Source organism: Leifsonia aquatica (assembly GCF_014190775.1).
In the GTDB taxonomy this organism is placed as follows: Bacteria; Actinomycetota; Actinomycetes; order Actinomycetales; family Microbacteriaceae; genus Leifsonia; species Leifsonia aquatica.
The window spans coordinates 415,226-427,604 of the sequence record NZ_JACHVP010000003.1; the positions used below are offsets into that span (position 1 = coordinate 415,226).

12 protein-coding genes are annotated in these 12,379 nt (G+C 71.0%); 9 read left to right on the forward strand and 3 right to left on the reverse strand.

Features of this window, described 5'->3' with window-relative positions:
- Positions 1–13: 13 nt before the first annotated feature.
- From FHX33_RS15315 to FHX33_RS15355, 9 genes are all read left to right on the forward strand, one after another.
- Entirely contained in the window at positions 14–1,627 is a 1,614-nt protein-coding gene (locus tag FHX33_RS15315) for an ABC transporter substrate-binding protein (RefSeq protein WP_021764210.1), read from the forward strand.
- Positions 1,628–1,692: 65 nt separating this feature from the next.
- The gene (locus FHX33_RS15320; protein WP_021758276.1) at positions 1,693–2,646 is read left to right on the forward strand and encodes an ABC transporter permease; all 954 of its coding nucleotides are present in this window, start codon (positions 1,693–1,695) and stop codon (positions 2,644–2,646) included.
- Positions 2,647–2,648: 2 nt separating this feature from the next.
- Positions 2,649–4,706, forward strand: a complete 2,058-nt coding sequence (locus FHX33_RS15325; RefSeq protein WP_183428690.1) for a dipeptide/oligopeptide/nickel ABC transporter permease/ATP-binding protein — start codon at positions 2,649–2,651, stop codon at positions 4,704–4,706.
- Entirely contained in the window at positions 4,703–5,494 is a 792-nt protein-coding gene (locus FHX33_RS15330; RefSeq protein WP_179700122.1) for an ATP-binding cassette domain-containing protein, read from the forward strand. Before FHX33_RS15325 ends, FHX33_RS15330 begins: the two co-directional genes overlap by 4 nt.
- A gap of 78 nt (positions 5,495–5,572) precedes the next feature.
- Positions 5,573–6,499, forward strand: a complete 927-nt coding sequence (locus tag FHX33_RS15335) for a dihydrodipicolinate synthase family protein (RefSeq protein WP_211235428.1) — start codon at positions 5,573–5,575, stop codon at positions 6,497–6,499.
- Entirely contained in the window at positions 6,496–7,503 is a 1,008-nt protein-coding gene (locus tag FHX33_RS15340) for an ROK family protein (RefSeq protein ID WP_183428691.1), read from the forward strand. The genes FHX33_RS15335 and FHX33_RS15340 overlap by 4 nt, the downstream gene beginning before the upstream one ends.
- Positions 7,500–8,195: an N-acetylmannosamine-6-phosphate 2-epimerase gene (locus FHX33_RS15345; RefSeq protein WP_021765256.1), complete on the forward strand. Its 696-nt coding sequence runs from the start codon at positions 7,500–7,502 to the stop codon at positions 8,193–8,195. The genes FHX33_RS15340 and FHX33_RS15345 overlap by 4 nt, the downstream gene beginning before the upstream one ends.
- A complete protein-coding gene (locus FHX33_RS15350) occupies positions 8,192–9,175 on the forward strand; it encodes a DUF4862 family protein (RefSeq protein ID WP_183428692.1) in 984 nt (327 codons plus the stop codon). The genes FHX33_RS15345 and FHX33_RS15350 overlap by 4 nt, the downstream gene beginning before the upstream one ends.
- 314 nt (positions 9,176–9,489) lie before the next feature.
- On the forward strand, positions 9,490–9,777 hold the full coding sequence (locus FHX33_RS15355; RefSeq protein WP_183428693.1) for a hypothetical protein: 288 nt from the start codon (positions 9,490–9,492) through the stop codon (positions 9,775–9,777).
- 9 nt (positions 9,778–9,786) lie between these two features.
- On the opposite strand, the gene wecB is transcribed toward FHX33_RS15355, so the two are convergent.
- The 3 genes from wecB to FHX33_RS15370 form a co-directional block, all read right to left on the reverse strand.
- Positions 9,787–10,908, reverse strand: coding sequence for a non-hydrolyzing UDP-N-acetylglucosamine 2-epimerase (gene wecB / locus FHX33_RS15360; RefSeq protein ID WP_021763262.1), 1,122 nt, complete (start codon positions 10,906–10,908; stop codon positions 9,787–9,789).
- Positions 10,909–11,271: 363 nt separating this feature from the next.
- On the reverse strand, positions 11,272–11,898 hold the full coding sequence (gene xrtR, locus FHX33_RS15365) for an exosortase R (protein ID WP_021763261.1): 627 nt from the start codon (positions 11,896–11,898) through the stop codon (positions 11,272–11,274).
- Positions 11,888–12,115: a hypothetical protein gene (locus FHX33_RS15370; RefSeq protein ID WP_021763260.1), complete on the reverse strand. Its 228-nt coding sequence runs from the start codon at positions 12,113–12,115 to the stop codon at positions 11,888–11,890. Before FHX33_RS15370 ends, xrtR begins: the two co-directional genes overlap by 11 nt.
- Positions 12,116–12,379: the final 264 nt, after the last annotated feature.

Genomic DNA, 12,379 nt, shown 5'->3' on the forward strand with positions numbered 1-12,379 from the left:
GAGAGGCACTTCAATGTTGAAAGAATCGCTCCACAAGGAGGCGAGCCGGCGGACGTTCCTCGCCGCCACCGGCGCCGCCGGGATCGTTGCAGCTCTCGCCGCGTGCAGCGGCCCTCCCAGCACCACCGGCAAGGCCGCCACCTCGGGTGCGACCGGCGCCGTCGACAAGAACGGCACGATCACGGCCGGGATGTCGTACGCCCTCGGCACCGGGTTCGACCCGATGACCACCACCGGCGCTCTCACGATGGCGGCGAACTGGCACACCCTCGAGGGCCTCGTCGAGCTCGACCCGGTCACCCGCAAGGCCTACGCGGCGCTCGGTTCGGCCCTCCCGAAGCAGGTCGACGACACCACCTACACGGTCTCCCTGCGCAAGGGCGCCACCTTCCACGACGGCAGCAGCGTGACGGTGGACGACGTCCTCTTCTCCTTCCAGCGGGTGCTCGACCCGGCCAACGCCTCCCTCTACGCCGGCTTCCTGCCCTTCCTCACCGCCGACAGCGTCACCACGGTCGACGACTCGACCGTCCAGTTCAAGACGGCCTACCCGTTCTCCCTCTTCGCCGAGCGCATCTCCGTCGTCAAGATCGTGCCGAAGGCCGTCGTGCAGGCCGACCCGAAAGCGTTCGACGCCCTCCCGACCGGCACCGGCCCCTACAAGATCACCGCGGCCACCGCGAACGACAAGCTCACCTTCGAGCGGTTCGACGCCTACAACGGCTCGCGCCCGGCTCTCGCCGCCGGCATGACCTGGAACCTGCTCGCCGACCCGTCGGCTCGCGTCAGCGCGATGCAGTCCAAGCGCGTGAACGCCATCGAGGACGTCCCGTACCTCAACATCGACGGGCTCTCCCGCGTCGTGAAGACCGAGTCTGTGCAGTCCTTCGGCCTCCTCTTCATGATGTTCAACACGTCGATGAAGCCGTTCGACGACAAGCGGGTGCGACAGGCCTTCTTCTACGCGATCGACATCGACAAGCTCATCGCGAACGGCATGCTCGGCAACGCCGAGGCCGCCTCCAGCTACGTGCAGAAGACCCACCCCGACTACGTCAAGGCCAAGACGGTCTACAAGCACGACGCGGCCAAGGCGAAGGCGCTCCTCAAGGAGGCCGGTGTCTCGAACCTGTCGATCACCCTTCTCACCACCGACACCGGCTGGGTGAAGGATGTCGCCCCGCTGATCAAGGAGGACCTCGACGCCGCCGGCATCGCGACCACCCTCGACATCAGCCAGTCGGCCGGGCAGTACAAGAAGGTCGACAACAACCAGTTCGAGGTCATGATCGCCCCCGGCGACCCGTCGGTCTTCGGCAACGACGCGGACCTGCTGCTGCGCTGGTTCTACGGGGACAACCTCTGGTCGCAGAAGCGCTACCGGTGGAACTCCGGCGCCGACTTCGAGAAGCTCCAGTCCCTCCTCGACCAGGGCGCCCAGGAGACGGACCGCAAGAAGCAGCTCGCCACGTGGGGCCAGATCTACGACCTGGTCTCCGACGAGGTGCCGCTCTACCCCCTGCTGCACCGCAAGCTGCCCACGGCGTGGAACCCGGATGCGCTCAGCGACTTCAAGCCGATCTCGATGACCGGCCTGTCGTTCCTCGGCGTCGGCCCGACGAAGTAGCGCCCACGGGCGGGGCCGGCCACGAGCCGGCCCCGCCTCCCGATCCGTCCCCTTAGGAGCACCGCATGGCCCAACTCGTGCGCCTCGCCGGCCGCCGCCTCATCGCGCTGCCGTTCATGATCCTCGGCATCACTCTGCTGGTCTTCCTCGTCCTGCAGCTCGCCCCCACCGACCCGGCGACGAACGCCCTCGGCGAGAGCGCGAGCGACGCGGCGAAGGCGGCGTGGCGCCAGGACAACGGCTACAACGACCCCCTGATCGTCCGCTACCTCGGCTTCCTCGGTCACCTGTTCCAGGGCAACCTCGGCAACACGGTCCCGCCGGCACAGCCGGTCGGCAGCCTCATCGCGACCGCCTTCCCCCTCACTCTGCAGTTGACCTTCCTCGGCCTGATCATCGCGGTGGTCGTCGCCGCGATCCTCGGCGTCGTCGCCGCGCTCTACCGCGACCGGTGGCCCGACCAGGTGATCCGCGTCGTCTCGATCGCGGGCATCGCGGTGCCGTCGTTCTGGCTGGCCATCCTGCTCATACAGCAGTTCGCCCTCACCTGGCCGATCTTCCCGACCGGTGGATACACGTCGCCGCAGGACTCGTTCACCGGGTGGCTGCAGTCGATGTTCCTCCCCGCCGTGGCGCTCGCCGTCCCGGTCGCGGCCTCCCTCACCCGCGTCGTCCGTACGTCCATGGTCGAGGAGCTCGACCGCGACTACGTGCGCACCGCCATCGGGAGCGGCCTGCCGCGCACGGTCGTGATCGGCCGCAACGTCTTCCGCAACGCGCTCATCACCCCGATCACCGTGCTCGGGCTGCGCGTCGGCTACCTCCTCGGCGGCGCCATCGTCATCGAGGTCATCTTCGATCTGCCCGGGATGGGACAGCTCATCCTCGGCGGCGTGACCGCGGGCGACACGAACCTCGTCCAGGGCGTCACCATCACGATCGCGCTCACCTTCGTGATCGTGAACACGATCGTCGATCTGCTCTACCTGGTCGTCAACCCCAGAATCAGGACGGTGTAACGATGAGACGCACCCTCGCCGAGCGGCTCTCCGCTCCGGGACTGCGCTTCCGGGCGCTCCCGATCTCCTCCAAGATCGCGCTGGTCTTCTTCGTGATCGTCGTCCTGGCGGCCGTGTTCGCGCCGCTCGTCGCGCCGCACGACCCTCTGAAGTCGGGCATCCCGGCCCAACCGCCGTCGCTCGACAACTGGTTCGGGACGGACCGCAGCGGCCGCGACATCTTCTCGCGTCTCGTCTACGGTGCGCGCTCGTCGCTGGCGATCGGCGTGGGCGCCACCGCCCTCGCCCTCATCGTCGGCGGCACGATCGGCGCCATCGCCGCGACCGCGCACCGCTGGGTCAACGAGGGCATCATGCGCGTGCTCGACGTGATCATGTCGTTCCCCGGCATCGCGCTCGCGATCGTCTTCGTCGCCGTGTTCGGCAAGAGCCTCCCCGTGCTCATCGCCATCATCGCCTTCCTCTACGTGCCCCAGTTGGCGCGCATCGTGCGGGCGAACGTGCTCAGCCAGTTCGGCGAGGACTACGTGGCAGCGGAGCGGGTGCTCGGCGCGAAGACCGCGTACATCCTGCTCAAGCACGTCTTCCGCAACTGCGCCGCGCCCATCCTCGTCTTCGCGACGATCCTGGTCGCCGACGCCATCGTCTTCGAGGCCAGCCTCTCCTTCATCGGGGCGGGCGTGCAGGAGCCCGCGCCGTCCTGGGGCAACGTGATCTCCAGCGGCAAGAACCTGCTCCTCGCGGGCGGCTGGTGGGCGACGCTCTTCCCCGGCCTGCTCATCCTGATCACGGTGCTGGCGCTCAACGTGCTCGCCGAGGGACTGACGGACGCCATGGTGCGGCCGAGCGTCCGCAAGCGCGCCGTGGCCCCGGAGGAGCTGCCGAACGACGCCGGCACCGCCTCCCTCGCCGCCGCGGAGCCGCTGGACGCCGCCGGTGCGCAGGAGGAGGAGTTCGAAGCGCTTGCCGACGCCGACCCGATGGTCGACCGCCGGCCCGACCCCGCCCTGGCGCAGCACCTGCAGCGTCTCGGCGAGGTGGAGGCGCGGCGCACCGACCGGCTCGTCTTCGACGCGGACGTGCCGCCCCTCCTGCAGGTGGAGGACCTCTCCATCCGCTTCCCCGAGCGGCACGGAGACGTCGCCGTCGTCGACCGGCTCGGATTCGCCGTCCGGCCGGGCGAGACCATGGCGCTCGTGGGCGAGTCCGGGTCGGGGAAGAGCCTTTCCAGCCTCGCGATCATGGGCCTGCTGCCCGCCAACGCCGAGGTCACCGGCCGCGTCCTCTTCGAGGGCCGCGACCTCCTCGCGATGACGGAGAAGCAGCGCAACACCCTCCGCGGCCACGAGATGTCGATGGTCTACCAGGACGCGCTCAGCTCCCTGAACCCGTCGATGCTCATCCGCGCCCAGCTCAACCAGCTGCTCAAGCGCGGCGGCACACGCTCGGCCGAGGAACTCCTCGAGCTCGTCGGGCTCGACCCGAAGCGCACGCTCAAGAGCTACCCGCACGAGCTCTCGGGAGGGCAGCGCCAGCGCGTGCTGATCGCCATGGCCCTGACCCGCAGCCCGAAGCTGGTGGTCGCGGACGAGCCGACGACGGCACTGGACGTCACCGTGCAGGCACAGATCATCGACCTGCTCAACGACCTGCGCGCCCAGCTGGGCTTCGCTCTGGTGTTCGTCAGCCACGACCTCGCCCTCGTGGCGGAGGTCGCCCACCGGATCACGGTCATGTACGCCGGTCAGGTGGTCGAGAGCGCCCCCACCGTCGAGCTGCTGCGCAACCCGCAGCACGAGTACACCCGCGGGCTCCTCGGCTCGGTGCTGTCGATCGAGTCGGGCGCGTCCCGCCTCCACCAGATCCCCGGCACGGTGCCGACTCCGCGCGAGTTCGCGACGGGCGACCGGTTCGCCTCGCGATCGGTCGAGCGCCCCGGCGTCGGCCGCGACGTGAGGCCCGAGCTGCGACTCGTCGACGGGACGAGCGACCACTACGTCGCCATGGCCGAGCCGTCCGTGCTCGCTGAGACGTTCGCACAGAAGGGAGCGGCCTCATGACTGGAGACGACATCCTCACCCTGGACCACGTCCATGTCGTCCACACCGCCCGCACCGGGAAGCTGTTCCGTCCGGACAAGGTGCACGCCGTCAACGACGTGAGCCTCTCCATCCGGCGCGGCGAGACCATCGGCATCGTCGGCGAGTCGGGATGCGGCAAGTCGACGCTGGCGCGGGTGATCGTCGGGCTGCAGCAGCCGACCGAAGGCGACGTGCTCTACCAGGGACGCAGCGTCCTCAGCCGCGATCGCGCCACCCGCCGGCAGCTCGGCCGCGCCGTGTCGATCGTGTTCCAGGACCCGTCGACCGCCCTCAACGCCCGGTTGAGCATCCACGACATCCTGCGCGACCCGCTCGACGTGCACGGGATCGGCACGGGCCCTCAGCGCGAGCGGCGCATCCTCGAGCTGCTCGACCTGGTCGGGCTGCCGCGCTCGGCGGCCGAGGTGCTGCCGAGCCATGTCTCGGGAGGCCAGCGGCAGCGCGTCGCGATCGCGCGGGCGCTGGCCCTGGAGCCGGACCTCATCGTCGCCGACGAGCCGACCAGCGCCCTCGACGTCTCCGTGCGCGCGCAGATCCTCAACCTGCTCGGCGACCTCAAGCAGCAGCTGAACCTCGCGATGGTCTTCATCTCGCACGACATCCAGACCGTCCGGTACGTCTCCGACCGCATCGTCGTCATGTACTACGGCCGGATCGTCGAAGAGGGGACGGCCGCCGAGGTCTTCGACCACCCGTCCGACGACTACACGCGCACGCTGCTCGGCGCCGCGCCGACGCTGCTCTGAACGGCCGGCCGGCGCCTGACCCGCCGGCCGGCACCGCACCACCTGCACTGCCATCACGCACCACCATTGGAGAGAATTGTGAGCACTTCCCGTTTCGCCGGCGTCGTCCCGCCGCTCGTCACCCCGTTCGCGCCGGACGGCGCGCTCGACGTGGCCTCGTTCGAGCGCCTGATCGAGTCGCAGATCGCGGCGGGAGTCGACGGGCTGTTCGTCCTCGGATCCTCGGGCGAGGTCGGTTTCCTGACCGACGCCGTGCGCAGCGAGGTGCTGCGTGAGGCCGTGCGCATCGCCGCCGGTCGCGTGCCCGTGCTCGCCGGTGTCAACGACATGTCCACCTCCCGCGTCGTCGAGCAGGTCCGTCTGGCCGAGTTCGCCGGGGTGGACGCCGTGGTCGCGACCGTCCCCTTCTACGTCCGCCCCAGCCTCGAGGAGATCGAGGCGCACTTCCGCACCGTGGCCGCGTCGACGGCCCTTCCGCTGTTCGCCTACGACGTGCCCGTCCGTGTGCACGTCAAGCTCGGCCACGAACTGCTCGTGCGCCTCGGCGTCGAGGGCGTGCTCGCCGGCGTGAAGGACTCCAGCGGCGACGACGTCGGCTTCCGCCGGCTGGTCGCGGCGAACCGTGCTGCGGGCAGCCCGCTGGTACTCTTCACCGGGCATGAGATCGTCGTCGACGGCGCCCTGCTCGCCGGTGCGGACGGCGTCGTGCCGGGCCTCGGCAACGTCGACCCCGCCTCGTACGTGCGGCTCGTGGCCGCCGCGCGCGCCGGGGACTGGGCCGAGGCCAAGCGCATCCAGGACGGTCTGGCCTCCCTGTTCGAGATCGTGTTCCAGGCACAGGGGGTGAGCGGGGAGGCGGCCGGGCTGGGCGCCTTCAAGACCGCCCTCCAGACGCTCGGTGTGATCGAGAGCAACCGGATGGCCCACCCCGTGCCCGCGCTCGAGGGCGAGACCGTGGAGCGCATCCGGGCGATCGTCGAGGAGTCGGGGCTCCTGGTCCGATGAATCTCGGGCCGATCGGGTACGCCGTCGGTGTCGACCTCGGCGGCACGAAGACGGCGGCCGGTCTGGTCGCCGCGGACGGCTCGGTGCTTCTTCGACGGGAGGTGCCCACTCCCGCGGCCGCGGGGCCGGAGGCGGTGCTCGCCACGGTCATCGGCCTCGCGGCCGAGGTCATCGCCGCCGCTCCCGAAGCGCTCGCGGGGGACGCCCCACTCGTCGGCGTCGGCATCGGTGCGGCGGGGGTCGTCGACCCGCGCACGCGCACCGTCCTCTCCGCGACGGACACCCTGCCCGGATGGGCGGGAACGAGGATCGGAGCGGAGGCGGAGACCGCACTCGGTCTCCCCGTCGCGGTCGACAACGACGTGCGCGCCCACGCTCTCGGCGAGGCCCGCTTCGGAGCCGGTCGCGCGCGGTCGAGCGTGCTGCTCGTCGCCGCCGGCACGGGCGTCGGCGGAGCCCTCATCGTCGGCGGCGTTCCGCTCGTGGGTGCGTCAAGCGCCGCCGGCCACTTCGGTCACCTGCCCGCGGTGGAGGCCCAGGGACTGCACTGCACCTGCGGCCGGCAGGGCCACGTCGAGACCATCGCCGCCGGGCCCGCGATCCACGCCGCCTATCTCCGCCGCGGCGGCACGGCGCCCGTGCCCGACGCGCGAGCGGTCTTCGCCCTCGCTGAGGCAGGCGACCCGTTGGCGCTCTCCGTGGTCGCGACCGCGGGACGAGCGCTCGGCCGCGCGATCGGCGGCCTCCTCAACGCCCTCGACCCCGACGTCGTCGTGGTCGGCGGCGGTCTCTCCCAGACGTCCGAGCTCTGGTGGGGCCCGCTCCGCGACGGCGTCGCGGCCGAGGCGATCGACCTCGTCCGCGACCGCCCGGTCGTGCCCGCCGCCCTCGGCACGGTTGCGGCCCTCGCCGGTGCCGGAGCCCTGGCCTTCGACGCCGCGGTGGCCGCTGCCCCTCCCTCATCCGACCCTCTCCATTCCTCTCCGACCGGAGCACGCGCATGACCTCTCACACTCTCCCCGTCCCGGTTCCGCTCGCGGCCCTCCACGGCGGCCTCGTCGTCTCCTGTCAGGCGTACCCGGGCGAGCCGATGCGCAGCCCGGAGACGATGGCGCAGATCGCCGCGTCGGCGCTGGCCGGCCATGCGGTCGGCATCCGCGCCCAGGGGCTCGGCGACATCGCCCTCATCCGCGACCGGGTGGACCTGCCCCTGATCGGCCTCTGGAAGGACGGGCACGACGGCGTCTTCATCACCCCCACGCTGCGGCACGCCGTCGCGGTCTCCGCCGCGGGAGCGGACATCGTCGCGCTCGACGGCACCCGACGGCCGCGGCCGGACGGGCTCGATCTGGCCGAGACCATCCGCCGGCTGAAGGACGAGACGGGCACGCTCGTCATGGCGGACACCGGATCGCTCGCCGATGCGGTCGCCGCTGTCGAAGCCGGCGCGGACTGCGTGGGGACGACGCTCGCCGGCTACACGTCCGAGCGGCCGAAGCTCGACGGGCCCGACCTGGACCTGGTGGCCGAGATCGCCGCCGCGGTGGAGGTCCCGGTGATCGCCGAAGGCCGCATCCACACCCCGGAGCAGGCACGAGCCGCGATCGACGCAGGCGCCTACTCCGTCGTCGTCGGCACCGCGATCACCCATCCGGCCACCATCACCCGGTGGTTCGCGGACGCCGTCGCCCGATGAGCGTCCTCATCGGGGCCTATGCGGCGTCTCCCGCGCACGCGCGATGGGCACCGGACGCCGAGGAGGAGTACTTCGACGGCCTCACCGCGCTCACCACGGTGCGGGGGCTGGAGCTGCCCTGGATCGACGGCCTCCACCCGCACGACGACGCATGGCTGCTGCGCCGGTTCCCGCGTCGGTTCGACGCCGTGTTGACCGGGATCCCCGGCACGATGCGCCGGCTCGGGCGGGACCCGCGGTTCGGTCTGGCCTCGCCCGACGCCGACGGCCGTGCTGCCGCCGTCGCCGAGGCGACCCGGATGTTGGAGGCTGCGGAGCGCCTCAACGACGCGTGCGGGCGCCGCGCGGTGGTCGCGGTCGAGCTGCACAGCGCGCCCGTCGCCTCCGTCGATCCCGCGGCCGAGCAGGCGGCGATCAGCGCATTGCGCGAGTCGCTGGAGTCCCTCGCAGCGAGCGGCGTCGGTGACGATGCGGCCCTCGTGGTCGAGCACTGCGACACGTTCGTGCCGGGCAGGGCGCCCGAGAAGGGCTTCCTCGCCGTCGCCGACGAGCTCGCCGCCCTCGACGGACTACCCGATCGGTTCGGGATGAGCGTCAACTGGGGACGCTCGGCGATCGAGCTGCGCGACGGGGATGCCGTCGCAGCTCAGATCGCGGCGATCGCGTCCTCCGGTCGCCTCCGCGGGCTCATGCTTTCGGGCGCTGCCGACCAGACCACTCCGTTCGGCCCGGCATGGGTCGACGCGCACCACCCGATGGTCCCGGCGCCCGGGTTCCCCTTCGGCGAGCCCGCGTCGCTCCTCACCGCGGATCGTCTCGACGCCGCAGTGGCGGCTGCCGGCCCGCTCGAGTGGGCAGGAGTGAAGTTCGGCTGGGCGGATGCCTCTGCCGGGGTCGCTCCGCGCGTTGCGATGGTCGCCGCTGCCGCCGCCCTGCTCACGCGTACTCTGGCCTCACATTCGGCCCAAATGTCGCGTTAGGCGACGCGAAACGCGACATTCGGGCCAAATGCTGGCGTTGCCTACCCAACAGCCCGGTCGGCACTACTGAAATCCGGAGGCGGCCTACCTCTCGGCGTTCTCGCGCGCTCTAACATCGGCGCATCCCGCGTGCCCGCGCGCGGATTCCGAGCGTCGAAGGAGATGGCCGTGCACGCCGAGATCTTCACAAGCCAGTTGTCGGGCGAACCGATCCGGGTCGGCTGCCTGTGCGGCGAACGTCACGATCACGAACCTCGCCTCGGCTCATCCTGCCGCAGCACGGACGACGCCGAGACCCCGTGGAGGACGGCCGGATGACCCGCGTTCAGCGACTCTTCGTCGGCGCCGTCGGAGTGGCATTCAGCGCGGTGGGGCTCTTCTGCCTCGCGGCTCTGACACTGGTCGTGATCGGAGCCCTGGTGCTTCCCGAAGCGGGAGAAGCGGGAGGCGGCGTCGTGCTCACCGCGGGAGCGGGCCTGGCGGCGGCCGCGGGCGGGTGCTGCTGCGCGATCGTCCTGCACCGGCGCCAGGGGCCGCCGCCGCGTCGAGCGTCCTTCATCGATCCGGCGACCGGGAAGGGCCGGCACGCGACGGGCGGCTGACCCGCGGGCTCAGGCGGCCCGACGCTCCGCGTGCGGGCTGCCGACGAGGGTCCGGATCTCCCGCGCGACGCGCACGGAGGCGGTGCCGTCACCGTACGGGCTCGGGAGGCGCTCCAGCTCTGCGTGGAGAGTGTCGAGATCGCCGATCCAGCGCTCGACGATCTCAGAGATCTGGGGCCCCGGCAGCACGCGATCGGCGAACGAGCCCATCACTTCGGGGCGCTCGGTGGACGCACGGATCACCAGCAGCGGGCGCTTGATCACGCTGCACTCCTCCTGCACCCCGCCGGAGTCGGAGACCAGCACGGCAGCAGAGGACGCCAGTGCGAGGAAGTCCGGGGGAGTCACGGGCTCGATGATGCGCAGGCCCTCGAGCAACGGGTCGAGCCCGAATGCGTGGATGCGGGCGCGGGTGCGCGGGTGGAGCGGCAGGACGACCGGAAGGGTCACGGAGCCGAGCTCCGACAGGATCGTCGACAGCGCGTCTCGATCGTCCGTGTTCTCGGGCCGGTGGATGGTCGCCAGCACGTAGCCGTCGACGGAGAGCCGCAGGCCGGCGAGCACAGCGGCAGCCGCTTGGCGGGGCAGCCGCTGCGCCTGGACCGCCTCGACGACCGTGTTGCCGGTGAGCACGATGCGCTCGGCCGGGATCTGCTCGGCGCGCAGGTTCTCGACGTTCACCGCGGTCGGCGCGCAGAGGAGGTCGGCGATGTGGTCGACCATCACCCGGTTGTGCTCCTCGGGCATGGCGCGATCGAAGCTGCGGAGCCCCGCTTCGACGTGCACCAGCGGGATGCCCAGCGCGTTCGCGGCGAGGGCACCGGCGAGTGTCGCATTGGTGTCGCCCTGGACGACGACGGCCTTCGGAGGCCGGGCGCTGAAGATCGTGTCGAGCTGCTTCAGCGTCGACGCGATCTGCGCTGCACGGCCGCTGCCGCCCACGGAGAGGACCGCTTCGGGCTCCGGGAGACCGAGGGCCTCCCAGACCGACCCGGAGAGGGCCTGGTCGTAGTGCTGGCCGGTGTGGATCACGCGGCTCTCGGGGCCGAGCTCGTGGATGATCCCGGCGAGTTTGACCATCTCGGGGCGGGTGCCGAGGACGATGGCGATGCCGTGGGGAGTGGCGGGCATGAGGGTTCCTCTCAGTCGGGTGCGCGGGAGGGACGGGTGTCGGGTCTGCGCGTCGGCCGTCGGGCACGGATCGGGCCGGGAGGTGCGGGTGGCGGGTGGCGGGTGTTGGGTTTCGGGAGTGGAGAGGCCGGCCGCCCAAGGGAGGGGCGGCCGACCTCTCAAGCGCATGGACCACCCGTTAGTCCAGATACGCAACGCCGCCGCCAGAGGTAGGCGAACGAGATGCAGATGACGACGGAGGCGGCGACGGCGAAGATCGGGACCATGGTCTACCCCTAACGGGTGGGTATCGGCGTTGCTGTTGAGCCTTCGGCGGGTGGTCCGAAACGGGCGGCTCCTGGGGAGAGAAGGATGCGCCCGGCTTCAGGCCTGGGCGGAGCGGCGGCCCTTGGCCGGGCGGCGACCGTCGGATGCGGGCCGCTTGAAGGCGACGATGGTCATCAGGATGAGCGCGGCGGCCATCCCGACGAGCATCAGGACCGTGCCGACGGGCCCGTGGACCCAGCGGAATGCTTCGATGCCCCAGGTGCTCCAGGCGAAGATCAGCAGGCCGAGGCGGAGCAGATTGAGGAGCATCATCCCGGTGATCCCCGCTGCCGCGGAGAGCAGGACCCGGTGGAGGCGCACGCCCCGTCGAAGGGCGAGCACACCGGCGAGGAAGGCGATGGGGCCGAGGTAGAGCGCGACCGCGCACTGGATCGTGATGACGACGAGAACCCAATCGGCGCCGGCGGGGAAGGCGACGCCCGGGTTGCCGTCCTTACGGGCGAGAACGGCGTCGGACCCGAACAGGTCGTTGGCGATCGTCACGAGCATGTGGGCTTCGACGTCGCGCACCACACCCTCGTTGAGCATCAGCAGCACGCCGGTCGTGACCAGTGCGATGGCGGTCAGCCATGCGACGATCCGGCGGAGCGGTATGCCGGGACGAGCGCGACGACGGGTGAGGGGGCGGGGAAGGGGGATCGCGGTGGTGAGGTCAGCCGACATGACGGCCTCCTGCCGTGTGACGCACCCCCGCCAGGGACGCGCTGCCGGCCTTCTCGCGACGGCGAAGAGTCGCCGCGCGGAGGAGCAGAAGTCCGCCGAGGAGGAGGAAGAGGGTGACGATGGTGACGCCGATGACGGTCATCATCGAACCGCTGCCGGTGGCGGCGAGAACGCCGCCGACGGTCAGCCCGCCGCCGATTGGTCCGGCCTGATACATGGGGAAACCTCGCTTCGTCTGGAGTCGGGTGCGTTGGAGATCCCTCGAGTGCCGACGCGACGGAGCGGGCGCCGCCCCGGCGCTAGGACGCCGGGTGCAGCTGCAACGGATGCGGTTCGGGTGGGGAGATCCTGATCGGGTGGGATCGGATTCCAGTGTGCGCTGGCATTACATGCATATCGGTAGTGCCTCCGGCCGCTCAGTAGTCGGTGCACCGGGATTCCGTAGGCGCACGCCGTCGGAAGACGTACCCGGACCCCTGCT